This is a genomic window from Bathymodiolus heckerae thiotrophic gill symbiont (genome assembly GCF_900128515.1).
Classification (GTDB): domain Bacteria; phylum Pseudomonadota; class Gammaproteobacteria; order PS1; family Pseudothioglobaceae; genus Thioglobus_A.
Genome location: NZ_FQTP01000009.1, coordinates 1 through 25,739 on the forward strand (window position 1 = coordinate 1; position 25,739 = coordinate 25,739).

Annotated in this window: 28 protein-coding genes and 1 pseudogene; 21 read left to right on the top strand and 8 right to left on the bottom strand. The window is 36.9% G+C overall.

The features are described from left to right. Positions 1-622: 622 nt before the first annotated feature. From BTHERMOSOX_RS02095 to BTHERMOSOX_RS02185, 19 genes are all read left to right on the top strand, one after another. Positions 623-952 carry a four helix bundle protein gene (locus BTHERMOSOX_RS02095; RefSeq protein ID WP_171004623.1) on the top strand — a complete coding sequence of 110 codons (330 nt, stop codon included), beginning with the start codon at positions 623-625 and terminating at the stop codon, positions 950-952. After that, on the top strand, positions 939-2,084 hold the full coding sequence (locus tag BTHERMOSOX_RS02100) for a reverse transcriptase domain-containing protein (RefSeq protein ID WP_138118946.1): 1,146 nt from the start codon (positions 939-941) through the stop codon (positions 2,082-2,084). Before BTHERMOSOX_RS02095 ends, BTHERMOSOX_RS02100 begins: the two co-directional genes overlap by 14 nt. 88 nt (positions 2,085-2,172) lie before the next feature. After that, positions 2,173-4,254 (top strand): S8 family peptidase, encoded by a 2,082-nt coding sequence (locus BTHERMOSOX_RS02105; RefSeq protein ID WP_138118948.1) that lies wholly within the window; start codon positions 2,173-2,175, stop codon positions 4,252-4,254. Continuing rightward, positions 4,254-4,511 (top strand): hypothetical protein, encoded by a 258-nt coding sequence (locus tag BTHERMOSOX_RS02110; protein ID WP_138118950.1) that lies wholly within the window; start codon positions 4,254-4,256, stop codon positions 4,509-4,511. The genes BTHERMOSOX_RS02105 and BTHERMOSOX_RS02110 overlap by 1 nt, the downstream gene beginning before the upstream one ends. 8 nt (positions 4,512-4,519) lie before the next feature. Beyond that, positions 4,520-5,341 carry a phosphoserine phosphatase SerB gene (serB, locus tag BTHERMOSOX_RS02115; RefSeq protein WP_138118952.1) on the top strand — a complete coding sequence of 274 codons (822 nt, stop codon included), beginning with the start codon at positions 4,520-4,522 and terminating at the stop codon, positions 5,339-5,341. 6 nt (positions 5,342-5,347) lie between these two features. Further along, on the top strand, positions 5,348-7,282 hold the full coding sequence (locus BTHERMOSOX_RS02120) for a heme lyase CcmF/NrfE family subunit (protein WP_138118954.1): 1,935 nt from the start codon (positions 5,348-5,350) through the stop codon (positions 7,280-7,282). Next, on the top strand, positions 7,279-8,442 hold the full coding sequence (ccmI, locus tag BTHERMOSOX_RS02125) for a c-type cytochrome biogenesis protein CcmI (protein WP_138118956.1): 1,164 nt from the start codon (positions 7,279-7,281) through the stop codon (positions 8,440-8,442). The genes BTHERMOSOX_RS02120 and ccmI overlap by 4 nt, the downstream gene beginning before the upstream one ends. Positions 8,443-8,446: 4 nt before the next feature. Then, on the top strand, positions 8,447-9,577 hold the full coding sequence (gene dapE, locus BTHERMOSOX_RS02130; RefSeq protein ID WP_138118958.1) for a succinyl-diaminopimelate desuccinylase: 1,131 nt from the start codon (positions 8,447-8,449) through the stop codon (positions 9,575-9,577). Positions 9,578-9,581: 4 nt separating this feature from the next. Further along, the gene (trmD, locus tag BTHERMOSOX_RS02135) at positions 9,582-10,265 is read left to right on the top strand and encodes a tRNA (guanosine(37)-N1)-methyltransferase TrmD (RefSeq protein WP_138118960.1); all 684 of its coding nucleotides are present in this window, start codon (positions 9,582-9,584) and stop codon (positions 10,263-10,265) included. A gap of 158 nt (positions 10,266-10,423) precedes the next feature. Next, positions 10,424-10,762: a P-II family nitrogen regulator gene (locus BTHERMOSOX_RS02140; protein ID WP_138118962.1), complete on the top strand. Its 339-nt coding sequence runs from the start codon at positions 10,424-10,426 to the stop codon at positions 10,760-10,762. 10 nt (positions 10,763-10,772) lie between these two features. After that, complete coding sequence (locus tag BTHERMOSOX_RS02145) at positions 10,773-12,050, top strand: ammonium transporter (RefSeq protein WP_138118964.1); 1,278 nt, start codon at positions 10,773-10,775, stop codon at positions 12,048-12,050. Between the two features lie 112 nt (positions 12,051-12,162). Next, positions 12,163-13,056: a 4-hydroxy-tetrahydrodipicolinate synthase gene (gene dapA / locus BTHERMOSOX_RS02150; RefSeq protein ID WP_138119018.1), complete on the top strand. Its 894-nt coding sequence runs from the start codon at positions 12,163-12,165 to the stop codon at positions 13,054-13,056. Position 13,057: 1 nt separating this feature from the next. Next, complete coding sequence (locus tag BTHERMOSOX_RS02155) at positions 13,058-14,191, top strand: NlpB/DapX family lipoprotein (RefSeq protein ID WP_138118966.1); 1,134 nt, start codon at positions 13,058-13,060, stop codon at positions 14,189-14,191. 10 nt (positions 14,192-14,201) lie between these two features. Continuing rightward, positions 14,202-16,103, top strand: a complete 1,902-nt coding sequence (locus BTHERMOSOX_RS02160) for a BRCT domain-containing protein (RefSeq protein ID WP_138118968.1) — start codon at positions 14,202-14,204, stop codon at positions 16,101-16,103. 6 nt (positions 16,104-16,109) lie between these two features. Further along, positions 16,110-17,045, top strand: a complete 936-nt coding sequence (locus tag BTHERMOSOX_RS02165) for a PDC sensor domain-containing protein (RefSeq protein WP_138118970.1) — start codon at positions 16,110-16,112, stop codon at positions 17,043-17,045. A 275-nt stretch (positions 17,046-17,320) separates the two neighbouring features. After that, a complete protein-coding gene (locus tag BTHERMOSOX_RS02170; RefSeq protein ID WP_138118972.1) occupies positions 17,321-17,665 on the top strand; it encodes a P-II family nitrogen regulator in 345 nt (114 codons plus the stop codon). Between the two features lie 10 nt (positions 17,666-17,675). Beyond that, entirely contained in the window at positions 17,676-18,887 is a 1,212-nt protein-coding gene (locus BTHERMOSOX_RS02175) for an ammonium transporter family protein (RefSeq protein WP_138118974.1), read from the top strand. Between the two features lie 173 nt (positions 18,888-19,060). Continuing rightward, positions 19,061-19,504: a CBS domain-containing protein gene (locus tag BTHERMOSOX_RS02180; protein WP_138118976.1), complete on the top strand. Its 444-nt coding sequence runs from the start codon at positions 19,061-19,063 to the stop codon at positions 19,502-19,504. 17 nt (positions 19,505-19,521) lie between these two features. Continuing rightward, positions 19,522-20,106, top strand: a complete 585-nt coding sequence (locus BTHERMOSOX_RS02185; RefSeq protein WP_138118978.1) for an ANTAR domain-containing response regulator — start codon at positions 19,522-19,524, stop codon at positions 20,104-20,106. A 4-nt stretch (positions 20,107-20,110) separates the two neighbouring features. Here BTHERMOSOX_RS02185 and tatC read toward each other — a convergent pair whose 3' ends face one another. The 5 genes from tatC to hisI are packed head-to-tail and all read right to left on the bottom strand — an operon-like array spanning position 20,111 to position 22,245. Beyond that, a complete protein-coding gene (gene tatC / locus BTHERMOSOX_RS02190; RefSeq protein WP_138118979.1) occupies positions 20,111-21,046 on the bottom strand; it encodes a twin-arginine translocase subunit TatC in 936 nt (311 codons plus the stop codon). Continuing rightward, complete coding sequence (gene tatB, locus BTHERMOSOX_RS02195; RefSeq protein WP_138118981.1) at positions 21,043-21,330, bottom strand: Sec-independent protein translocase protein TatB; 288 nt, start codon at positions 21,328-21,330, stop codon at positions 21,043-21,045. Before tatB ends, tatC begins: the two co-directional genes overlap by 4 nt. A gap of 3 nt (positions 21,331-21,333) precedes the next feature. After that, on the bottom strand, positions 21,334-21,540 hold the full coding sequence (gene tatA / locus BTHERMOSOX_RS02200; protein ID WP_171004624.1) for a twin-arginine translocase TatA/TatE family subunit: 207 nt from the start codon (positions 21,538-21,540) through the stop codon (positions 21,334-21,336). A 14-nt stretch (positions 21,541-21,554) separates the two neighbouring features. Then, entirely contained in the window at positions 21,555-21,872 is a 318-nt protein-coding gene (locus BTHERMOSOX_RS02205) for a phosphoribosyl-ATP diphosphatase (protein ID WP_138118985.1), read from the bottom strand. Continuing rightward, positions 21,865-22,245 (bottom strand): phosphoribosyl-AMP cyclohydrolase, encoded by a 381-nt coding sequence (gene hisI / locus BTHERMOSOX_RS02210; RefSeq protein WP_138118987.1) that lies wholly within the window; start codon positions 22,243-22,245, stop codon positions 21,865-21,867. The genes BTHERMOSOX_RS02205 and hisI overlap by 8 nt, the downstream gene beginning before the upstream one ends. Positions 22,246-22,299: 54 nt before the next feature. Here hisI and BTHERMOSOX_RS02215 point away from each other — a divergent pair, with 54 nt between their 5' ends. Together BTHERMOSOX_RS02215 and BTHERMOSOX_RS02220 are read left to right on the top strand one after the other, a co-directional pair. Then, complete coding sequence (locus BTHERMOSOX_RS02215; protein ID WP_138118989.1) at positions 22,300-22,776, top strand: thermonuclease family protein; 477 nt, start codon at positions 22,300-22,302, stop codon at positions 22,774-22,776. 53 nt (positions 22,777-22,829) lie between these two features. Beyond that, complete coding sequence (locus tag BTHERMOSOX_RS02220) at positions 22,830-23,135, top strand: NIPSNAP family protein (RefSeq protein WP_138118991.1); 306 nt, start codon at positions 22,830-22,832, stop codon at positions 23,133-23,135. A gap of 126 nt (positions 23,136-23,261) precedes the next feature. On the opposite strand, the gene gorA is transcribed toward BTHERMOSOX_RS02220, so the two are convergent. The 3 genes and pseudogenes from gorA to BTHERMOSOX_RS02235 form a co-directional block, all read right to left on the bottom strand. Continuing rightward, positions 23,262-24,593: a glutathione-disulfide reductase gene (gene gorA, locus BTHERMOSOX_RS02225; RefSeq protein ID WP_138118993.1), complete on the bottom strand. Its 1,332-nt coding sequence runs from the start codon at positions 24,591-24,593 to the stop codon at positions 23,262-23,264. 42 nt (positions 24,594-24,635) lie between these two features. Further along, a pseudogene (locus BTHERMOSOX_RS02230) lies at positions 24,636-24,921 on the bottom strand (ferritin family protein). 2 nt (positions 24,922-24,923) lie between these two features. Beyond that, the gene (locus BTHERMOSOX_RS02235; RefSeq protein ID WP_138118995.1) at positions 24,924-25,664 is read right to left on the bottom strand and encodes a glutathione peroxidase; all 741 of its coding nucleotides are present in this window, start codon (positions 25,662-25,664) and stop codon (positions 24,924-24,926) included. Positions 25,665-25,739 lie beyond the last annotated feature (75 nt).

A 25,739-nucleotide genomic window follows, 5' to 3' on the forward strand; every position in this document is an offset into this window, starting at 1 on the left:
TCATCGATTTCACCATTCCATTTTTTAGCTGAATAATCTTCAAGCAACTCAGCCATTTGTTCTAATTGATATTTTCCAGGTGGCTCATCAAATAATAAAGTGTTATCAAAAAGAGAGTTATCAGAAGGTGATGAGTAGGTGAAGCTTTACAAATTATATTTTTTAATATTTACTGTAGAGGAAAAACCTTCCGAGCTTAACACGTTATTAATTTTTGTTGGGTTTTGGATTTGACAGACACTTGTTGACGTGAGGAATTGCCCCAGGTTACGAATGTAAGGCGGATTTTGATTTACAATAAAGATAGCAATAAAGCTAAAGTGGTTGTATTTCACCCCTCAAGGGGGTGCTGAAAATAGTAAATAAGTGATGTTTTTTAATTATTGGCAGGCTAAGTTAGCGGGCATCCGCGGTACCAATGGTAATTTCTACAATCGTGGTGACTACACGTACTTGTGGAGTAGTACCGAGTCAGGTAGTAATGCCTACAGACACAACCTGAACACCAGTAACGCCACGGTGAACCGCAATACCAACAATAAGGCGAACGGCTTTAGTGTTCGCTGCCTAGGATTTGTATTTTGATGTTGTTAAATGTTCTTTTTTAAATATTTTTTTGCCCGTGTATAAGGTTAGTTATGATTTACTGCTAGATTTGTTTGTATTTACCAAGGAGTTTAATAAAGAATACAAATATACGGTGGGTGAAAGTATCAAAAAAGAAACCATTGAGATGATTGTGAATATCTATCGGGCTAATAGCAGAAAAGACAAGGTTAAGCACATTGTAAAAGCCAGAGAAAATATTGAAGTGATACGGGTTTTGTTAAGATTGTTGCGTGATCTTAAGCAGGTTAATATTAAGAAATTTGCTCGCCTGAATGACAAATGCGAAAGCGTCTCAAAACAACTAACTGCTTGGCATAAAAGCTCGCTCAATGCCACAAAATAGAGAGTTCTTACTTGAAAAACTGTTTGAAGCTTATTATTCAGCCAGAAAAAACAAGCGCAATACTCATTCTTGCGCTGAATATGAAGTAAATTATGAAAGCCATTTAATCGCTTTGTGCGATCGACTACTTGATAAAACTTACGAGCCTAAAAGGTCTATTTATTTTATCTCTTTTTACCCCGTACAAAGAGAGATTTTTGCCGCAAATTTTGAAGATAGAATTATCCATCATTTGATTTTTAATGCTATTAACCCTATTTTTGAGAGATTGTTTATCCATGATAGTTATAGCTGTCGGAAAAATAAAGGCACTTCTTGCGATATAAAACGAGCCAAAAAATTCACGAGAGCGGTGAGTGATAATTATACAAAAGAAGCGTACGTATTAAAGCTGGGTATTCGTGGGTATTTTATGAATATTAATAAGCGGGTTCTTTGCAGGCAAATTTTTGATGTGCTGGATAAATATAAGCATGAAATAACACCTGATTTTGATTTTTTAAGATGGATTATTAAGTTGGTGATTTTTCATGATCCTGTTAATAATGTTTTGATCAAAGGTAAGCGATCTGATTGGCAAGGGCTGCCAAAAGATAAATCTTTGTTTCATGCCAAGAAAGAGACTGGTTTGCCGATTGGCAATCTTACTTCACAATTGTTTGGTAATATTTACTTGCACGGGATGGATAAATTTATAAAGTACCATTCAGGGTTTAAGTATTACGGGCGATATGTGGATGATTTTTTGCTGTTTTCAAATGATAAGCAAAAGCTAGTAAAAAGCATTGAGCAAATAGCAGCTTATCTTCAAGGTATCGGGCTAGAGATTCACCCAAAGAAAATCTATTTGCAATCTATAAAACATGGTTTTAAATTTTTAGGGGTTTTTATATTGCCACATAGAGTGACTATTGATAGGCGCACGAAATCGAGTTTTTATCATGCATTGAGAAAAGACTATTCTTCTAATGAAGATTTTTTTGCATCGGTTAATTCATATTTAGGATATATGAATAATTATGATAGTTTTAGGTTGCGAGGAAAGCTATTATTTGACCAATCTTTAAAGCTAAAGGTGAAATTTACTGCTAATTCAAATTTGTCAAAAGTGAGCGTTTGTAGTGCGAGATAGATTTATTTTATTATTTACACGTTGGTTCAGATGTATTGTACAATTGCCTATATTTAATAAAAAATGAGAATTATTATAAATTTTGTTGATGAAATACTTTTTTATTTTTAGTGTTGTTCTTATTGCTGGCTGTGGTGGTGGAGGTGGCTCGTCTGCTGTGGTTAAAAATCCAGCTACTTATTATGAAACTACAGAATACGATAGCCAATATGGTTTAAGCAATATTAAAGCTTCTGATATTTATTTAGATGGTTATTCTGGTAGCGGGGTAACGGTTGCAGTTATTGATACAGGTGTAGATTTAGATCATCCAGATTTAGTCGCTAATATAGCATCCGGTGGTTATGATTTTATTGATAACGATGCTGATGCCAATCCTGATGGACAGGGTGCATTTATGAGTCATGGTACGCATGTGGCGGGTATTATCGCTGGAGTAAAAAATGATGTAGGTATGCATGGTGTGGCTTATAGCGCTAAAATATTAGCGCTTCGTGCTGGTGATTCAGATGGTAGTTTATTTACAAGTGCTATTGAAAACTCAATTGATCTTGCTATTAGCCAAGGCGCTAAAGTGATTAATGCTAGCTTTGGCAGCTCTGATATTGGCACGTCTACAAAAGATAAATGGCTATCTGCACATAATAATGATATTGTTAGCGTGCATGCCGCTGGTAATGATAGCAATACTGATCCTGATTATGGTGCAAAGCTCCCTGCTGATTCAGGCTATGAAGCACTTGAAAACACCTTAATTGCTGTCGTAGCGACGGATTCTAGTAATACAATTGCCAATTATAGTAATCAGTGTGGCGTGGCAAAAAATTGGTGCATGGCGGCCCCTGGTAGTGGTATTTATTCCACCGTCGATACGACGGATGATAATCATATAGGTGGCGATGGTTATGCTACTTCTAATGGTACTTCGATGGCCGCACCACACGTATCGGGTGCAGTAGCAGTATTACGCTCAAAATGGCCATCAAAAAGTGCCTCTGAGGTGGTTACTATTTTGTACGATACGGCAACCGATTTAGGCGATGCGGGTATTGATGTGGTATACGGCCGAGGTTTGTTAAATCTTGATAATGCTATTTATGCACAAGGCGCACTAACTGTGGCGACAGCTTCGGGCGGTAGTCATTATTTGAGTGATTCTGGTTTTTCTAGTAGTGGTGTATTGGGCGATGCTTTGGTACAATCAATAGAAACGGCGGTGTATGATAAATACAAGCGTGATTATTATTTTAATTTAAATAAAGTTGTGCTTGTCCCAAAATCAGCTTTAATGAGTACTGAATTAAAATTTGAAGATACTATACAACGTGGCATTCAGATTGACAAGTCTTATCAAAACTTGCAAGTTTCATTTGCGCAAGATAAATCTGTCGATAAAGTGTTTGCATTTGATGACAAAACCAATATAACAGGATTGTCAGATACTTATTCGTTGTATGCAGATTCACATCTTTCTCAAATTGATCACGCAACCGTTATTAATGTAGCTAGTACGGGAAATATTAAAACCTCTTTAGGCATGGTTTCTGGCTATACGGATAAAAATAAAACTCATGCTATTAATGGCGTTAATGCGGCTGTGTTGGTTAATTCTACTGATGATTTTTCATTCAGTGTACAGTTAAGCCATTTAAATGAGTCTGAAACCTTTTTATCTAATTATTTTAGGGGTGCTTATCAAACAGGTATTGCTAAAACCAATGCGATTAACCTTATTGTCAGTTCAAAATTAAGCAATAAGGTTGAATTTATTGCACAATACAGCAAAGGGCGGACTAAGGTTAATCCTTTAAAGGATTCTGTGGTTTCTAGTGTTTCAACTATTGATACTAAGGGTTACTCAATGTCTGTGGTTGCTAATACGGATAGTGGTACTTTGTTTGCTACTTTTAAACGTCCGATGAAAGTTACACAAGGAAATATGACACTTACTAGCGCAAATGGTTTAAATGCTGATGACAGTATTAGTTTTATTAATCAAGATATTAATTTAAGCCCAAGCGCTAGTGAAGAAAATATGACACTAGGTTATTTGTCAGACTATAATAACAACACTTTCGTTTTATTGTTAAACCATAAAAACAATACCAATCATGATGTGTTGGCTAAATCTGAACAGCAAATTATGCTAAAAATGAGCTATAAATTTTAATGAAAAAATTATTTTTAATGGTAATTTCAATATTATTATTTGGCTGCGAATCTGAAAATTATCAACCGATTGAAAAAACACAACAATCAAATAATAAAATCAAAAGCGATCTATACTACGTGCCAATTGGCAGAGATGATGACGGGTGTATGATGTATCAGGCAAAATCAGAGTCAATGATGACTATGCAAGCAATTATTTATCAAAACGGTTTGGGCAAGTTTTCGATGAGTAGAGATAAACCAAACTGTTTGTAATTTCAGCCATGCAAACTATTGTTCTACATAGTCAGAATTTATCAACAGCTAAGTTAGTCTCTAAATATATTAATGCAGATATTGAGCCAAAATTAACTCACTTTCGTTTTTATACTAATAAAAAAATTGATTTAGACAATCTAAGGGATAAGTTTAAACTTGATTTTAATATCATTCCTCAAGATTTTTCACCTGCACAGATAAAGCTATTTGTGAGTGACATGGATTCCACCTTGATTAATATTGAATGTATTGATGAAATTGCTGATTTTGCTAATATTAAGCCACAAGTGGCAGCTATTACTGAGCGTGCTATGCAAGGTGAATTAGACTTTGATAGTTCTTTAGTTGAGCGTGTTGCTTTGTTAGAAGGGTTGGATGTTGCTGTGCTGAATAAGGTTTATACTCAAAAACTACAAGTCAATTTGGGTGGTCAGGCGTTGATTCAATTTTTGAAAAGTAAAGATATAAAAAGTGCCGTAGTATCAGGCGGCTTTACTTATTTTACTGATCGACTGGCTAATGATATTGGTTTGGATTATTCGAGAGCAAATACTTTGGCGGTTGACAATGGCTATTTAAGTGGAAAAACCCAAGGTGCCATTATTAATGCCCAAGCTAAAGCTGATTTTATCCATGAGTTGTGTGAGCTTAATTCAATTAAGCCAAGTCAGGTAATCGCTATTGGTGATGGCGCTAATGATTTAAGTATGTTGGAGGTGGCTGGGTTGTCAATTGCCTACCATGCAAAACCAATTGTCACTCAACAGGCAGATATTGCCATTAACGTCGGTGGATTGGATAAAATCATAGATTTATTTGATGAATAATTTAACATGCTAATTGAACTCGGACATTTCGCATTAATTCTTGCTTTGGCTTTTGCTTTTTTACAGGTGGCGTTGCCGACAGTAGGCTTGTTTAGAGGTAATTTTTCATTAGCTCAATTGTCAAGACCTATGCTATGGGCGCAATTTTTTTGGATTTTAGTGGCATTCGTTATTTTGACAAGCGCATTTGTAGGCGATGATTTTTCCGTTAAATATGTTGCTAACAATTCTAATACTGAATTGCCAACGGTTTTCAAGGTATCTGCTGTTTGGGGTGCCCATGAGGGTTCGTTATTATTATGGGCATTAATATTATCAGGCTGGAGTGTTGCTGTATCAGTATTTTCTAAGCGTCTTCCAAGCGAGGTGCTTAATCATATTTTGATTATTCTTGGCATTATTAGTATTGGGTTTTTATTATTTCTACTATTAACTTCCAATCCTTTTGAGCGACTAGATATTATTCCAATACAGGGTAGAGAGCTTAATCCACTACTGCAAGATTTTGGCTTAATCATCCATCCGCCGATGCTTTATATGGGTTACGTGGGTTTGGCCGTTCCGTTTGCATTTGTATTGTCCTCTTTAATACGTGGTCAGCTTGATTCTACTTGGTTGCGCTGGTCTCGCCCATGGACCTTAATAGCCTGGGCATTTCTAACCTTTGGTATTACATTGGGCTCTTGGTGGGCGTACTATGAGCTTGGCTGGGGAGGTTGGTGGTTCTGGGATCCGGTTGAAAATGCTTCGTTCATGCCATGGCTGGTTGCAACAGCATTGGTTCATTCATTAAGTGTGAGCGAGAAACGTGGCGCTTTCAAACACTGGACGGTACTATTAGCCATTGCTGGATTTTCATTGAGTTTATTAGGTACTTTTTTGGTAAGATCTGGCATTTTGACTTCAGTACATTCTTTTGCTGCTGATCCAGCACGTGGCTTATTTATTTTGGTATTTTTGATTATTGTAATTGGTAGCTCTTTGGCATTATATGCTTGGCGAGCTTCATTAATGAAAAGTCACAATTCCTTTTCATGGTGGTCAAAAGAGAGCGGACTGCTAATTAATAACATCTTGTTAGTTGCTGCTATGTTGAGCGTGTTCTTAGGTACTTTATATCCATTATTATTAGATTCTCTAGGGCTGGGAAAGATATCAGTAGGCGCGCCTTATTTTGATGCGGTGTTTGTGCCTATTATGATTCCAGCAGTGATAGCGATGGTAATTGCACCATTCTTACGCTGGAAGAAAGACACAATTTCTCGTAGCATGACGCTTCTTAAACCTGTATGGATCGGTATTATTATTTTATTTGCTGGTAGTTTTTGGTTTGTTGAAAATCAGGCTGTACTATTGGCAGTATTTTTATTTATTTGGATAGTGCTTCATTCACTATCTTTGTTGATTAATCGAATTCGTCAAAAAGGTGCCTTAGGTCTGTCTTTTATTGGGATGATTTTTGCACATATCGGTATTGCAGTATTTTTATTGGGCGCTACAGTCACTACTCAACTAGGTGTAGAGAAAGACATTAAGATGGAAGTTGATCAGCCAATTAATATTGAAGGCTATACTTTTATCTTTAAAGGGGTAGATAGTTTTTCTCATGAAAATTACAAAGGCCATAAGGGCAATGTTGAAGTTTATTTTGAAGGTGGCTTGATTACTAATTTAAGCCCAGAAAAACGCCAATATGTTACTGGCATGCCAATGACTGAGGCGGCTATTGACCCGTCATTAACGCGAGATATTTATATTGCTTTAGGTGAGTCACTAGAGGGTAGTGCATGGAGTTTAAGGATTTATTATAAGCCACTTATTAGGTGGATTTGGCTTGGTGGTTTATTTATTTCATTTGGCGCTCTATTGGCAGCGTTTGATCGTAGATACCGTTTATCTTCTGTGAGGACTGCTGGAAATCGTCAAGGAGATAAGTTATGAATATGACGATTTGGATGGGCATCATGTTGATTGCTTCATTGGCATGGACTGTTTGGTTTCTAAAAAAACCGCTGGCAGATAATGGTATTGACTTGCGTCAGTCAAATGTTGATTTGGGTAAGCAAAGAAAATTAGAATTACAATCTGATCTTGATAAAGATTTGATTGATCAAGAACAGTTTGAATTTGCATTGGATGAAATCTCATCTACATTGGCTGTAGAGCTTGAGCAAAAAAATGTAAAAACTTCAAATACTAAAAGTGGTGGTCTTTCGATTTTTCTGGTGTTAATATTATTGCCATTTTTCTCTATTGGTGTTTATCAAAATTTAAGTACTTATGTGTCAACTCCTATTGTTGCATCGGTTGTTGATTCTGCGCCATTGAGCCTAGAGCAAAGTGTGGAAAAAATTAAGCAACATTTGCAAGATGAGCCGAATGATGACAAGGCTTGGGCAATATTAGGCTTGAGTTATTTTGAATTAAATCAAGATGAAGCCTCTGTTAATGCTTACGAAAAGGCTTATCAAATAAATCCCAATAATCCAAGATTATTGATTGAATACGCATCAACACTAATCAGTGTTAATGATAATCAATTTTCAGATCAATCGGTTGTATTAATCAAGCAGGCGCTTAAGCTTGATGCTAATGCGCCAGATGCTTTGTATTTGGCCGGTATGTTTGCCATTAGTATGCAAGATTTTGAATTAGCCAAAGGTTTGTGGAATAGGGCGTTATCTGCTTTACCAGAGCAGAGTGCTGATCGACAAGCCTTGTTGGGTATATTAGATGAATTAAGGCGAGCTGAAAGTGGACAGGTGAGCAGTACAGTAACGGTTAATGTTGTTATTTCTGATCAAATTTTAGCCAGTCGATCAGCTGAAGATTATTTAATGATTTATGTAAAAGCTGCCAAGGGTAGGCCGATGCCAATTGCTATTGAAAAACTTAAACTTAAAGATTTTAGTGGCCAAGTAGTACTGAGCGACATGAATTCTGTTATGCCAACAAAACTTCTGTCAGAGCATGACAAGGTGTTAGTAGTGGCAAGGTTAAGTCGAACTGGTGGCGCTATGAAGCAAGCGGATGATATACAAATTACCAGCGATGTTGTTGGTGTATCAGATAATCCAATCATCACTTTAAGGTTAAATTAGATTTATGAGTAATACAATAGAATTGGCACAAGCTTTAATTGGGATTGATTCAATAACACCTAATGATAAAGGTTGTCAGTTATTGATGACTGAGTATTTAAAACAGTCTAATTTTAAGATTACTGATTTAAAATTTGAAGAAGTGGACAACTTTTGGGCTGAGCATGGAGCGGGCTCCCCAGTATTTATGTTTGCAGGGCATACCGATGTTGTTCCTGTGGGCGATGCTGACAAGTGGAATTTAGATCCTTTTTCGGCGACGATAAAAAATGGCCTGTTGCATGGTCGTGGCGCAGCAGACATGAAGGGCTCTTTAGCTGCTATGTTGAGCGCTACTGAGAGATTTGTAACGGACTATCCAGATCATAAGGGTACGATCGGATATTTGATTACTTCTGATGAGGAAGGTCCTGCGATTAATGGCACGGTGAAAGTGTGTGAGCACTTGAACACAATTGGCCAAAATGTTGATTATTGTTTAGTTGGCGAGCCGTCAGCGACTAATGTATTGGGTGATGTAATCAAAAATGGGCGTCGTGGCTCTTTAAATGGTACGCTTAGAATTATTGGCAAGCAGGGGCATATTGCTTACCCACATTTAGCTAATAACCCCATTCACTTAGCCATTCCTGCTCTTGATGAGCTGTGTAATGAGCTATGGGATGGAGGTAATGATTATTTTCCAGCAACCAGTTTTCAAATTTCTAATATTCACTCTGGCACGGGTGTGACTAACGTTATTCCAGGAGAGATTGAAGTTGTTTTTAATTTTCGATATTCCACGCAGTCGACTCATAAAAGCTTGCAAACAAGAGTTTGTAATATTTTAGATAAGCATCAATTTGAATATAAAATTGACTGGAATCACTCAGGCTTTCCATTTTTAACCCCTAAGGGAGAGTTGGTTAGTGGTTGTGTTGATGCTATTAAAAAAGTGACTGGTGTTGATGCACAATTATCAACTTCAGGTGGCACTTCTGATGGACGTTTTATCGCGCCACTTCTTAATGCTCAAGTGGTTGAATTGGGGCCTTTAAATGCCACTATTCATCAGATAGATGAGTGTGTTTCTACAAAAGATCTAGATGATTTAAGCGATATTTATTACCATATTCTTAAAAATATCTTAACTTAGAATAATGCGTTTTGATGTAATAACGCTTTTCCCCGCTATGTTTTTAGCCATCAAAGAGGAAGGGGTTATTGCGCGCGGCATTACAAAATCATTATTAAGTATTAACACTTGGCAGCTAAGAGATTTTTCTAACAATAAGCATCGAAACATCGATGATAAATCTTATGGCGGTGGTGCAGGCATGGTGATGCAAGTTGAGCCTATTCGTCAATGTATTGCTAAAATCAAGCAAGAAAACCCTAATTCAAAGGTTATTTATCTATCCCCTCAGGGACAAAAACTAACCCAGAAACTGGCTGCAGAGCTATCAACACTTGATTCAATAACTTTGTTGTGCGGACGCTATGAAGGAGTGGATGAACGCATTATTAAGCACGATGTGGACATGGAAGTGTCAATTGGAGATTACGTGATTAGTGGTGGTGAATTAGCCGCCATGGTGTTAATCGATAGTATCAGTCGACAAGTTCCTGGTGTGCTTGGTAACCAAGATTCATTAAATGATTCATTTTCTGATGGACTACTTGATTATCCGCACTACACACGCCCAGAGGAAATTGACGGACAAAAGGTTCCAGAAGTATTGTTAAGCGGATATCAGGCTAATATTGACACTTGGCGACAAGACCAAGCATTGAAAAATACACAGCTAAAACGCCAAGACCTTATCCAAAAAATAGATCAATAAAGCGTATTTGCTTTTTTCCTAAAAAAATCTATAATAATCAATACGATTCTACAACGGTGTAGGATGTTTACACGAGCATAGTTGCTTACAAGTTACCCATGAAGGGTTTATTTCTATATTGCAAATCATGAGGTTTGCGAGTATCAAAGGAGAGAAGTATGAAATTTGTAACGGCAATTCTACGACCGCACAAATTAGATGATGTTAGAGAGGCACTTTCAGAAGTGGGCGTATCTGGCATTACTGTAACCGAAGTTAAAGGCTTTGGTCGTCAAAAAGGTCACACTGAGTTATATCGTGGCGCAGAGTATCAAATTGATTTTTTACCAAAGATTAAATTAGAAGTCGCAATAACCGCATCAAAATTAGATGAGGTTATTGAAGCAATCAGCGGTGTTGCCAGTTCTGGCAAAGTTGGTGACGGGAAAATTTTTGTATCTAATTTAGAAAAAGTGATTCGAATCCGTACTGGTGAGACGGATCAAGACGCGCTTTAAGGAGTAAAAAATGAAAAAATTATTATTAACATTATTGGCTTTAATGCCAATGACTGTGTTTGCCGAAGGTTTGGATGGTGCAAATACTTCATGGATTCTAACTTCTACTGCGTTAGTTTTATTTATGACATTGCCAGGCTTAGCCTTGTTCTATGGTGGCTTGGTTCGAACTAAAAATATCTTATCAGTATTGATGCAATGTTTTGCTATTGCTGGATTGGTATCGATTTTATGGCTAGTTGCTGGTTACTCGATTGCATTTGCAGATGGAAATGCATACTTTGGTAGCTTGTCAAAATTTATGCTAATTGGCGTGACTGAGGGATCTTTAAGTGGTGATATTCCTGAAAGTTTATTTGCATTATTTCAAATGACATTCGCGATTATTACACCAGCACTAATTATTGGTGGTTTTGCGGAGCGTATGAAGTTTTCAGCGGTATTGCTATTTAGTGCAATATGGCTAATTGTGGTTTATGCGCCAATTACTCACTGGGTATGGGGTGGCGGCTGGCTACAAGAAATGGGTTTATTAGACTTTGCGGGCGGTACTGTGGTTCATATTACTGCAGGTGTTGCAGCATTGGTGGCAGCAATTGTGATTGGCCCTAGAGCGGGCTTTCCAAATAAGCCGATGCCACCACACAACATGACCATGACTATTACTGGTGCAGCAATGCTATGGGTAGGTTGGTTCGGCTTTAATGGTGGATCGGCACTAGCTGCAAACGGCGATGCAGCAATGGCCATGTTGGTGACGCATATTTCAGCAGCAGCAGGTGCAATGACTTGGATGTTCTATGAATGGATTAAGTATGGCAAGCCAACTGCATTAGGTGCAGTAACTGGTATGGTTGCTGGACTGGGTACGATTACTCCAGCGTCAGGCTTTGTTGGCCCAGCTGGCGGCTTAGTGATTGGTATTGTTGCTGGTATCGTGTGTTTTAATGCAGTTATTTTGATTAAGCAAAAATGGAAAATTGATGATGCGTTAGATGTTTTTCCAGTGCATGGTGTGGGCGGAATTATCGGCACATTAATGGCAGCAGTTTTTGCTTCTGATCAGCTAGGTGTATTCTCTGGCCAAGGTTTGGCAGAGGGTATGACTATTATGTCCCAACTTCAGGTGCAAGCAATTGGTGTTACGGCAACGTTCGTTTATACAGCTATTGCAACCTATATTATTCTAAAGGTCGTTGGTATGATTACCGGCTTAAGAGTAAGTGCTGAAGAAGAGCAACAAGGTTTAGATATTGTCTCTCATGAAGAAAGAGGTTACGATTTATAGTGTAAATTTAGACTGATTAAACCCGTTGAAGACTTTGTTTTTAACGGGTTTTTTTTATGCCTAAAAAACTGCATTCGTATATAATTCTACTTAATCATTTTTATTGTTTTTGATAATGCGTATAAATCACTCTTTAACCGGCTCAATGGTCGCTTTAATTACACCGATGTTTGACAATGGATCGGTAGATTTTGCATCGCTTGAGGCTTTGGTTGAGTTCCATATTGAATCTGGAACTAAAGCGATTATCTCGATGGGCACAACGGGCGAAAGTGCAACGCTGAATCAGAAAGAACATATTGAAGTAATGCGTAAAACCATTGGTTTTTCGAATAAGCGTATTGCTATTATTGCTGGCACCGGTGCCAATTCAACTTCTGAAGCAATTGAGCTAACTCAAGCTGCTAAAGAAATTGGCGCTGATGCATGTTTATTGGTGACACCTTATTACAACAAGCCAACTCAAGAAGGCTTGTTTCAGCATTACAAATTGATTGCCGAAACAGTTGATATTGATCAAATTTTATACAATGTTCCTGGTAGAACGGCGGTGGATTTGCTGCCTGAAACTATTGTTAGGCTGTCAAGTATTTCAAATATTATTGGCGTTAAAGATGCAACAGGTGATTTAACTGTTGCTAAAACTTTGATTGACAATTGCCCGGAAGATTTCTTATTGTATAGTGGTGATGATGCAACAGCAATTGAGTTTATTTTGATGGGCGGTCATGGCGGCATTTCTGTGACTGCCAATGTTGCGCCAAAAGCACTTTCTCAAGCGTATGAAGCAGCATACAATGATGATAAAACTGGTGCACAAGGCTATGACAAGCCACTAGCTAATTTACATAAAAATTTATTTATTGAGTCCAATCCGATTCCGGTTAAGTGGGCCATGCATAAAATGGGTAAGTGCGAGAGTGGTATTCGCCTACCTTTGACAAAGTTATCACAACAGGCTCGAGTAGTATTAGAGCGAGATTTATCCAATTTGGGGGTTATGTAGTATGATTAAAACAACAGCATTAGTGCTATTATCATTAACACTAACAGGGTGTTTTTCATTGAATGAAAAAGAAGAAGTGAAAAACACAGGTCTTGGCGAAAGAGATATTAAATATTATTCAAATAAGACAGTAACCTCGTTAGAAATCCCACCAGATTTAACTAAACCAAGCTCTCAAAATGCTTTTAAATTAAGTGAGTATGTCTCTAATCTTCAAGAGGATACCATTAGTTTTTCTGACAAGGATAATGCTATTAAAGAGGCCTCAAGCATCTTAAGAACACCTTCAAATGTAGAAGTTAAGAGATCAGGTGAGCGTCGTTGGTTGATTGTGGATAAAAAGCCAGATGCAGTATGGAATCTATCAAAAAGCTTTTTCAAATCTCATGGCTTTGCCATTAAGAAAACTAATAAAAAAATTGGCCTAATGGAGACTGATTTTTTAGAAAATCATCCTGAAATTCCTGACAAGTCTGTTGGTTTGATTAGATCAATGCTAAAGAAGGCTGTTGCAGCTAGATATGCATTGCCAATTGTAGATAAGTATCGTATTCGTATTGAGCCAACGCTTGAAACTGGAAAAACGGCTGTATATTTATCACTAACTTCTATGGAAGAAGTGATCACTAAAGCTGGCCAAGATGATGAAAATACCATTTGGCAGTCTAAACCAAAGGATCAGGCACTAGAAACAGAAATGCTATATCGTCTAATGACATTCTTGGATAGTGATCATGCTGTTACTAGAGAAAAAATTCTTCAAGCTAAAGAAGAGCAGCAATTAACAGTAACAGTAGCTAAAGGCGTTGGCGGTTATGCTAAATTGATTTTTTCTTTAGGTCGGTACGACACATGGGACAATGTAGGCTGGGCACTTGATCAGTTAAATGTTGATGTTGAAGATAAAGACATCAAAGAAAGCAGTTTCTATATTAATATTGCTAGAACTAAAGATAAAGGTATCTGGTCGCGACTATTTGGTGATGACGCGATTAAAAAGTCATTCCAAATTAGTGTTAAGCAAATTGATAGCAACTTAACAGAAGTTTATTTCAATGATCTTTTTGAAGAAAACGAGCAGGCAACTATTGACTTTAGTTATGAATTCTTAGGCAACATCGCTAAACAATTCTAAGCAAACGTTAATGAGCTTGTCGAAAAGCTTAATTCAACAAATCATTCAGCAGAAATCCGTACTGAATGATTTGTCAGATAATGATCTGGCTGAATTTTGCCAACAAGCCAATGAGGCTTATCGACAAGGAAATCCGATTGTTAGCGATCAAGATTATGATTTTATCTATCTTGCCGAGTTAAATAAAAGACTGCCTGGGCATAAACTTTTCCAATCAATTGAGCCTGAAGGCCAAGGTTTTTCTGATGAAAAGGTATTATTGCCTGAAATCATGCTATCTACTGATAAGGCTTATTCATGGGCTGAGATTCAAAAGTGGATTGAGCGTCTTGAAAAATCTTGCCTTGAAATTGATATTGATATCAATGATATTGAAATCAAAGCAACACCAAAATTAGATGGCTTTGCTGGTTATGATGATGGCAAGCATCTTTATACGCGTGGCGATGGAAAAAAAGGCAGTGATATCACTCGCGTGTTTGATCGCGGTTTGCAGGTGTTTAACGCTTCTGAGCGCGGACAGGGCGCGGGTGAGATCGTGATTAAGAAGTGTTATTTTGAAAAATATCTAGCAGACAGTTTTGAATATCCTCGAAATTTCCAAGCTAGCCTCATTAAAGAGAAGGCGTTGGATGATAAGGCTAAGCAGGCTATAGCGGATAAAGCTGCACTATTCGTGCCTTTTGCACAGCTACCAAAGTGGATAGGCAGCATTAATAAGATGATTGATAATTTTGAAACTATTATCAATGATATTTTATCAATGGTTGATTTTGATGTTGATGGTGTCGTATTTGAAGCGATCGACCAGTCTTTAAAAAATCATATGGGCGCCAATCGAAAATTTCATCGATGGCAAATTGCCTATAAGGAAAATAAAGATAAGGCACAAGTTAAGGTGCTAGGAGTTACGCCACAAGTAGGTCGTACAGGAAAGATTACACCAGTAGCCGAGCTTGAGCCGACACAATTAAGTGGCGCTACTATTGTGAGAGCAACAGGGCATCATTATGGCTTAGTTAAAGAGCAGGGTTTGGGCGAAGATAGTATTGTTGAGTTGACTCGCTCAGGTTTGGTGATCCCTAAAATTATCAAAGTTCTAAAACCAGCTGAAATTAGCATTCCAGAAATTTGTCCAAGTTGCAGTTCTGTATTGACTTGGCAGTCTGATTTCCTAATGTGTATAAATCATGTTGAGTGTCCAGCGCAGATTATTGGCAAAATGGAGTATTTTTTTAAAATTTTGGCAAATAATGATGGATTTGGTATCGCCACCATTGAAAAATTGTACGAACATGGTATTCGTAAAATTTCACAAATTTATCAACTCAATGAACAAGATTTTGCAAACATGGGTTTTGGTGATAAAACCAGTCAAAATTTATTCAATCAATTAAAACGTTCATTTACACAAGAGATTGAAGACTGGCGATTTTTAGCTGCGTTTGGTATTAATCGGATGGGCATGGGGAATTGTGAGAATTTACTCAAGTCTTATTCAATTAAAGATATTTTTAAGCTTAATGAGTCTGAAATAGCCAATATCAATGGTTTTGCAACTTTAAGTGCAGCATTAATTGTTGATGGATTAAAAACTTTACGTGAAGAATATGACTGTTTGCTTACCTATAAATTTAATTTAGAGCTAACTTCTCTTGAGCAGGTAAATTCAAACTTCTCTCATCCATTAGTCGGTAAAAAAGTTGTTTTTACTGGGAAGATGCAAGGCTCTAGAGATGAGATGAAAAAGCATGCCAAATCAATTGGCATTCAAGTTGTTTTAAGTGTCACCGGAAAAACTGATTATTTGATTATTGGCGACAAAGTGGGTCAAAAAAAAATAGAAAGTGCGGAAAAATTCGGTGTTAAAATTTTAAGTGAAGCAGACTATATTAATATAATTACCCAATAGAAATGTATGCAAATATCAGATTTAATTGTTAAGCAAAAAGATTTTTTAACAGATCAATTAGGTGAGGGTTTAATGCAACTTACACAGGCCTGTGATGATTGTTTAGAAAATACACATAGTTTTGAAAAATTGAATGAATTATTGTTTTTGTATATGCGGCATCATCAGCATGCAAATTTGGTTTATGTTATTGATAGTTTGGGTGCTCAAATCAGTGCCAATATTACAAAAGAGAATATTGACACTGAATTTCAAGGCCAAGATCTTTCTAATCGACCATTTTTTAGCGCCATTGATGATGAGCATCCAATCTATATATCTGACGCCTATATCTCGACTGCAACACTCAAGCCTTGTATTAGTGTGGTGCATACAATTTGCCATGCAGATAAAATTATAGGCATGTTGGTGTTTGATCTTGACTTGGAAAAACTACCCTTGCCTAAGCAAGATTTAGATTTAGATGAATGGCGACAAATCAAGGGCGATCCTGAGATACGCTCTAATTTATTTAACCAAGTAAGAGCGTCATCTGCAATGGATCAATCTGTTGATATGGTGCATGATATTGCTGTTGAATTGATGTGTGAGCTTGGTATTTTTCATTTAAAGCTTCATTATGCTTCATCAAGAGCAACCATTTGGAATTATGACAATCCTTATAATTATCATGTGCATGTACTTGATGAAATCACCAGTCCTAATATTTTTCTCTTATATCCAAAAAAATCATACCCTCAAGCGGCAAAAGTAACTCAAGAACAAGTAAAAGATGTATTTGATAAATTTAAACACATGCGCTTTATGGATGAAAATTTATACTTAAAAACGGGTAGCTTGAATATCATGAATGGTACGGTTGGGCTTAGTTTTTCTTGTGATGGAAATCACTATTTATCCATTAATGATTTTTTAGATAATTTTGAAGATAACTACGCTTAGCACCATTTAAATCAATTTTTAAAAAAATGATGCACATTTATTTATTAAAGTAGTTATAATTATTTTTAGTTAGAGCCCAAAGGCGGGATTTGACAACAAACATAGACGTTTATTTAAATTCTTTTTCAACTAGGATTTAAATAAACGTTTTTTTTTGCATGCTTCATGAGGGAGTGATGTATAAAGTGGTATTGATGCCAGTTAATTTTATTTGCAATTATGCAAGTGGAAGTTAACTGGCATTTTTTTTGGTTTAAAGAAAAAGGAGTAAGACAATGAAAATGGTAACAGCAATTATCAAACCATTCAAGCTTGATGATGTAAGGGAGGCGCTATCAGAAATTGGCGTTTCAGGAATTACAGCAACTGAAGTGAAAGGTTTTGGTCGTCAAAAAGGACACACAGAGTTATATAGAGGTGCTGAATATTCGGTAGATTTTTTACCAAAAGTGAAGCTGGAGATTGCTATAGTTGCAGATCAGGTTGATAGTGTTGTTGAAGCAATTAGCTCAGCTGCCAAATCAGATGGTGGCAAGATTGGCGATGGAAAAATATTTATTACATCACTAGAGCAAGTGGTTCGTATTCGTACGGGCGAGACTGGTTCAGTGGCACTATAAGGAGGACGGGATGGAAAATACAATTTTAGAAATGCAATTTGCACTTGATACATTTTATTTCTTAATGATGGGTGCATTGGTTATGTGGATGGCAGCGGGATTCTCGATGCTTGAAGCAGGTATGGTTCGTAGTAAAAATACAGCAGAAATTTTAACAAAAAATATCGGATTATTTGCGATTGCTTGTACAACTTACATGGTTTATGGCTATGATGTGATGTATGGTGGCGGTATTTTATTAGACGGCATTAGTGGTGCGGGCGATAAATACTCAAACGCTTCTGATTTCTTCTTCCAAGTAGTATTTGTAGCAACAGCCATGAGTATTGTTTCGGGCGCGGTTGCTGAGCGTATGAAGTTATTCTCATTCTTCGCTTTCGCTGTTGTCTTTACCGGCATCATTTATCCAATGGAAGGTGCTTGGACATGGGCTGGCGAAGCTGTATTTGGTTTGTACACGTTATCTGACTTAGGTTTCTCTGACTTTGCTGGTTCAGGTATTGTGCATATGGCTGGCGCTGCAGCAGCATTAGCAGGTGTTATTGTATTGGGTGCTCGTAAGGGTAAATACAACAAAGATGGCTCATCAAATGCGATTCCAGGTGCGAATATGCCATTAGCAACATTAGGTACATTCATTTTATGGATGGGTTGGTTTGGTTTTAATGGTGGTTCAGTATTAGCAATGGCTAGTAAAGAGAGTGCCAATGCAGTTGCAATGGTATTTTTGAATACTAATGCAGCAGCAGCTGGTGGTGTTATAGCGGCGTTAATCCTAGTTAAATTACTATGGGGCAAGGCAGATCTTACAATGGCACTCAATGGCGCATTAGCTGGTCTTGTTGCTATTACCGCCGGACCTGATACACCAACTGCATTAGAAGCAACTTTAATCGGTGCTGTAGGCGGGTTGTTAGTGGTATTCTCAATTTCGACATTAGATAAAGTGTTCAAAATTGATGATCCAGTAGGTGCAATTTCAGTACACGGTGTGGTTGGTTTATGGGGTTTACTAGCAGTACCATTAACTAATTCAGGCGTATCATTCAGTGGCCAATTGGCTGGCGCAGGTACAATCTTTGTTTGGGTGTTTGGTACATCAATGGTGTTATGGTTAGTGTTGAAAGCTATAATGGGTGTTAGAATCTCTGAAGAAGAAGAATACACAGGCTCAGATATTGTTGAATGTGGATTAGAGGCTTATCCAGAATTTACAAAATAACCTTTCCACCTATCAAGGGAGGGCTGTAAAGAATCCTCTCTAAAAATTATTAATAATTTTTAACCCCGCCTAGTGAGGGGTTTTTTGGTATCAAAACCTTAATATTATTATTTTTATTTATGTAGAATAGTTTTTTAGAAAGACGAGAGTGTTTAATAAAAAAAGGAGAAAGTATGATTGTTCAAGATATTATGACAACCAATGTAAAGACGGTATCCCCAGATCAGCCAGTTAAGGATATTGCACTAATGATGATTATGGATCATATTAGTGGTGCTCCAGTTGTAGATACAGAGAATAACTTAGTTGGTATTATTTCTGAAAAAGATATTTTGCAACACATGTTTCCAGACCTTGGGGAAATCATGAGCGATACACATTTTGATTTTGAAAATATGGAAACAAACTATAAAGATACCATGAATGCTAAAATTAGTGACATCATGACAGACGGCGTAGATAGTATTGATGTTGATATGCCATGCCTAAAAGCAGCCAGCACTATGTGGCTTAGAAAATATCGTAGAATTCCAGTAACTAAACAAGGTAAGTTAATTGGCATTATTAGTATTGGTGATGTGCATAGAGCAATTTTTAAATCATGTATGACTTCATAGGTTAAAATTTCACCCTTATGAATATAGCACTTAAAATCATCCTAGTGGATGAAAACTCCGGGCGTTCTGCTATGTTGCGTAGAGCCTTACAAGACAAAGGCCATGAAGTGATTTGTCGTATGAGTAGTAGCTCTCAATTGCAAGATAGTAATGAAATGACACATGCAGATGTGGTTATTGTTAATGCGGATATTCCAGATGAAGAGGTTTTTGCAAATCTAACGGATATTAATAAAACCAAACCAAAGCCAATTGTCATGTTTACTGAAGAGTCTAACTCTGAGATGGCTAATTCTGCTATTAAATCAGGCGTTAATGCCTATATTGTAGATGGCCTTGAAGAGGGTAGGGTGCAGCCAATTATTGATGTTGCCATGGCACGTTTTAGAGAATTTCAGGCGCTTAAAGATGAATTAGATGCAACACGCAGTCAATTGTCGGAGCGTAAGGCTGTTGAAAAGGCTAAAGGTTTATTAATGAAGCATAAAGGCATTAATGAAGATGAGGCTTATCAGTCACTACGTAAGATGGCTATGGATAAAAATAAGCGTATTGTTGATGTGGCTGAAAGCGTCATTAATGCGTTTGAATTGCTAGGCTAGCTTACTAAGATTTTTTATCAGGGTTGTCATCATCTAATTTTTTTAGATAGTTGGCAAATTCGTCATCCATTTTTTGAAACTCTTCGTCGATTTTATCCATTTCGGCGTCAAATTCGTCATCATCCCAATCTTCATCGTCATTCTCACTTGAATTTTTTTTCTTGTCTTTGTCTGGGCTATTACTAGGGTCATTATCAGGGTTGGTATCATCAGACGACTCTTCTTCCTTGCGTGTAAATAGTGGTGCAAAAATTAATCCTGCTTCAAACAGTAGCCACATCGGGATGGCAATCAATGTTTGAGAAATGATATCTGGAGGCGTTAACAGCATGCCTAATACAAAAGCACCGATCACCACATAAGGGCGATTCTTCTTAAGATTTTCAATGGTGGTAATGCCAAACATAATCAGCAGGATAGTTGCAATAGGTACTTCAAAAGCCACACCAAAGGCAAAGGAAACTTTCAAGACAAAGTCTAAGTAGTATTGAATATCAGGAGTGAAATCAACAATACTTGGTCCGACACTGGTTAAGAATCCAAAGATAACTGGAAAGACAATATAGAATGAGAATAGTAAGCCAGCGTAAAATAAGATAGTCGATGAAACCACTAATGGCACAATCATTTGCCTTTCATGTTTGTACAGTGCTGGCGCTACAAATTTCCAAATTTGATAGAGTAGATATGGCATGGCGAGATATACTGCCATAATTAAAGCCATTTTTAGCGGTGTTAAAAATGGTGATATAACGCCAATGGCGATAATGCTACTACCTTGAGGTAAGACATCAATAATAGGTGCTGCAATAAAGCCGTAAACTTCATTGGCAAAAGGAAATAGACTAATAAAAATAACTAAAATTGCAATAACAGAGCGCAATAAAATATCGCGAAGTTCAACTAAATGTTGAACAAAAGTCATTTCTTTAGGGGTCATGTTTTGTCGCTGTTGACATCGTTTTTAATGTCATTGATTGTATCTTTTGTTTCGTCAAGAATCTCAATGATATTTGAGTCTTTATCCATGGCGCTAAGTTGATCTTTAAATTTTTCAACATCTAGCTCTTCGCTGACATCATCTTGAATTTTTGCAATAAAGCGCTTGGCCTTTCCTGCGTATCTTCCAGCTGACCTGGCAATACTAGGCATGCGCTCAGGGCCAACGATAATTAGGGCGATAACACCAATTAAGGCAAACTCCCAAAATCCAACATCAAACATGGCTTATTTTTCTTTTTCTTCGCTAACAACTTTAGTTTCAATGATGTCGTCTTTGTCATCGAGTTTATTATTGTCACTGTCTTTCATTGATTTCTTAAATCCTTTAATCGCACTTCCAAGGTCGCCACCAATGTTTTTTAGGCGTTTACCACCAAAAAGTAGTAATACAATTACTAAGATAATAATTAGTTCAAAAGGTCCTGGCATCATAATTCTCTCCTACGTTATTTGTTTCTATTGGCTTTTTCTGTCAGTCCTGACAAGCCAAAGCGTCTTGATAATTCTTGCTCTATTTTAGCCACTTCTATATCTTTATGTCGAAGTAATACTAATGTGTGAAACCATAAATCTGCAACTTCATAGATAATCTTACTTTCAACATCATCTTTGACTGCCATAATTACTTCAGCAGACTCTTCACCAATTTTTTTAAGAATTTCATCGGTACCTTTTTTGTATAAAGACGATACGTATGAGTTATCTGCACCGACGCTTTTACGTTGCTCTAAGATTGATTCTAATTGTGTAAAAATATTATCCATATATATCCTTTGGGTCTTTAATAACCTTGGTTGTTGTGACCCAGCTGTTATTGTCTAATTTCTGAAAGAAACAAGAAGCTCGGCCTGTATGACAAGCAATGCCGCCAACTTGTTCAATTTTAAGCAAAATAACATCTTGATCACAATCGCTGTATATTTCTTTAATTATTTGGGTATGGCCAGACTCTTCACCCTTAAACCAGAGTTTTTTCCTAGAACGAGAATAGTACACAGCCTGTTGTTTTTCAATCGTTAGTGACAATGCCTCTTTGTTCATCCAGGCAAACATTAAAATTTCACTCGTTTTATAATCTTGGGCGATAGCCGGTATCAATCCTTGATCGTCAAATTTCACTTGTTCCAATACGCTCATATGTTAGGTTACTGATCAGCTAAAATGATTAATTTTACGCCACTAAAAGATTAGATGAAATTATTTATTTTCAGCTTATTTATCTCATTTAGCGCCTTAGCTAATATAGATAATTTTTCACTCAGTAGTGATCGCTCGCTTTATATAGTTGATGGTGATAGTATTAGTTTGCAAATGCGGCTTGCTGGTATTGATACTCCCGAGATAAAACAAAATTGTCGACAATATTCAGACCGTATTATTGATTGTGGGCAACTCTCAAAGCGTTATTTGAAACGCCTATTAAAAAGTCTACCGGGAAAGCTAAGCATTCAGCCAATCGGCGTTGATCATTATCAGCGTATTTTGGTTCGTGTTTATAAAGGCGATATTAATGTTGGTAAGTTGATGGTTGAATCTGGAATGGCTTTTTCTTATAAAAATACTTATAAGCAAGCAGAGAAAGATGCCAAAGCAGAGAAATTAGGTTTCTGGGGTTTTTATACACCACCTATTGAGTCGTATAAGTGGAGAAAAGTTAATCGTAATTAACTTATTTTGGTATTATTACCCATAGAAATCAACTTATAATTACAACAATAAAAATGGTTACTTGTTACTTAAAATATGTCATTGACCCAAAAAAAGTAAATGAATTTGAGCAGTATGCAAAACTTTGGATTCCACTAGTAGAGAAATTTGGTGGTCAGCATCATGGTTATTTTCTTCCTTCTGAGGGGTCGAATAATATTGCATTGGCATTGTTTACATTTCCTGATCTAAAAACTTATGAGGAATATCGGATAGATTCTTTTAAAGATAAAGAATGCCTTTCTGCATTTGAATATGCAAAAGAAACTGATTGTATTGTAAGTTATGAGCGTAGCTTCTTCCGCCCTATATTTGAATAAAAATTAGTTAAGCGAGTATTTTTCTCTAATATAAGGCGCGCGATAGGCCGAACGATGGAATATAGATAAAACTATATGACTGAGTAAGGAATTGGCGCAACACAGTATTAGGGAAAAAGACGAAGTTTAGCTCATAGTCACTAACTCTTCAGCACTTGATGGATGTATCGCTATCGTATCATCAAACTGCTTCTTAGTTGCACCCATTTTAATTGCTACTGCAAACCCTTGTAGCATTTCATCGGCACCATGACCCATGATATGACAGCCAACAATTTTTTCATCGACACCTTCGCAGACCAGTTTCAAAGCTGTCGTGGTCTTGTGATCCAATAGTGCATCTGCCATTGGTGTAAATTCTGATTTGTAGATTTTAACCTTATCAAATTTTTCGTTGGCTTGCTCTTCCGTTAGCCCAATTGTACCGATTGGAGGATGTGAAAACACTACTGTGGCAATGTTATTGTAATCAAGATGACGATCAGTCATACCGTTGTATAGGCGATCAGACAATCTTCTGCCAGCTGCAATAGCCACAGGTGTAAGTGGCGCACGTCCAGTCGCATCACCCAAGGCAAAGATATTATCAATATTGGTTACTTGGAATTTGTCCGTAGGAATAAAACCACGTTGATCGCAATCTACGCCAGCATTTTCTAAGCCCAGGTGTTGCGTCATTGGATTTCTTCCAACTGCCCAGATAATGATGTCAAAGCCAGAAAACTCACCTTTGTTAGTAATAATGGTTTTGTCTTTTGTGACTTTGTCTATTTGCGTTTGATGGTGAATGATAATACCGTGGTTGGTATAGTCTTTGTCTAGGGCATCTTGAATCATGGGATCAAAACCCCTAAGTAATTTATCCGCACGACCAAAAAGCTCTACTTTTGATCCTAGTGCATTAAGAACACCAGCAAGCTCAACACCAATATAGCCGCCACCAATAACAGCAACTTTTTTAGGTAGATCCTCTAATTCAAAAAAACCATCAGAAGTAATGCCGTGTTCAGCACCTTCAATATGCGGAATAGCAGGCTCTCCACCTGGTGATAGAACAATATGATCAGCCGTGTATTCAATGCCGTTAACATTAATAGTGTTTTTATCAACCATTTTTCCAAAGCCATGAATATAATCAATGCCTAAATCTTCTAAGTAGCCATCGTACCAATTGGTAATACCTTTAATATAGTTATTTCGACCTTCTTTGAGTTTTTTCCAAGAGAAACTCTTCATGTCTATATCGAAGCCAAAGCCTTTAGCACTGTTGATTTGAGTGGCAGTATTAGCCGCAAACCACATGACTTTTTTAGGTACACAGCCAACATTAACACAAGTGCCGCCAATGGTTTTAACTTCAATAACTGCGCATTTTTTGCCATATTCTGACGCTCTTTCTACAGCTGATAATCCACCTGAGCCAGCGCCAATTGCAATCATGTCATAATGTGTTTTCATAAAAATCCTTTAAAGTATGGGTCAATTTTTTTTGTTATTTAATCAATGTGCAATAGCTTTTTTGGTGAACAAATAGTCTTTCAGCTCTTTACTAAAGACAACATCTTTTCGCCTAATCCATTCGAGAACCATTGCTGCATGTTCTTTTTCTTCATCACGATTATGCGCCAAAATCGCTGATAATTCGTCATCATTGACATGCGTCAATGCGTTGATTATACCAATCAATTGCCTCTAACTCTTCCATCAACGAAACAATAGCCTTGTGCATATCTTTAGTTTCTTGGGTTAAATTTTCTTCTGCTTCATGATAGCCTTCATTTGCCATAATTATCCTTTTTTGTTTTTAAAATATTGCGCCAGTTCATCAGCACCACCAATGTATTGACCACCAATAAATATTTGTGGCGTAGTGTCTTTTCCACTAACTGCTCTTAGTGATTTAGATGTAATATCCTTACCAATTTTAATTTGCTCAACTAAGGTATTGTGCTCATTAAATAACTCAATTGCTTTATCACAGTATGCACATCCATCTTTACTAAACATGACGGCTGTATCAGCAATACGTGCATCTTTATTAATATAATTTAACATTGTATCAGCGTCCGACACTTCAAAAGGGTCGCCTTCAACTTCTGCCTCTATAAACATTTTTTCAATAATGCCATTTTTAACTAACATTGAATAACGCCAAGATCTATCGCCAAACCCTAAGTCGCTCTTATTAACTAGCATCCCCATTGCCTTGGTGAAATCAGTGTTTCCATCAGGCAACATAAAGATATTTTCAGATTCTTGAGTTTGCTTCCAAGCGTTCATAACAAACGTATCATTAACAGACACGCATACTATTTCATCCACCCCATTTTCTTTAAAAGTATTTGCTAATTCGTTGTATCTTGGTAAGTGTGATGATGAACAAGTTGGCGTGTAAGCACCGGGAAGTGAAAATACTACAACAGTTTTTTTAGAAAAAATATCATCAGTGTTGATATCAATCCATTGATTGTTTTCTTGAGTTTTAATAGTTACCTTTGGTATTTGTTCACCAGTTTTATTTTTTAGCATATTTTTTCTCCTTTTATTATTTAAACATGGGCATATTATAGGAGGTAACTTTATTAGAGTAAAGCGAACAATTAA